At 57.4% G+C, this 223-nt stretch carries 1 protein-coding gene; it reads left to right on the top strand.

Annotated elements, in window-relative coordinates; all coding sequences use genetic code 11:
- Positions 1 to 223, top strand: a 223-nt coding sequence (locus MOV76_RS39760) for a nitrogenase component 1 (RefSeq protein WP_309506953.1), incomplete at both ends; no start/stop codon positions are given.

The raw sequence follows: 223 nt of genomic DNA, 5'->3' as shown, positions 1-223 counted from the left end.
GCGCACCGGCCATTATGTGAACAAGGGTACGCTGATCTATGACGACGTGACCGGTTACGAGCTGGAAAAGTTCATCGAAGGCATCCGCCCCGACCTTGTTGGGTCCGGCATCAAAGAGAAGTATCCGGTGCAGAAGATGGGCATCCCCTTCCGCCAGATGCACTCCTGGGATTATTCCGGCCCGTATCACGGCTATGACGGCTTCGCCATATTCGCCCGCGAC

Source organism: Rhizobium sp. PRIMUS64 (genome assembly GCF_023006465.1).
GTDB lineage: Bacteria > Pseudomonadota > Alphaproteobacteria > Rhizobiales > Rhizobiaceae > Rhizobium > Rhizobium leguminosarum.
This window is presented reverse-complemented; position numbering and strand designations above follow the sequence as displayed.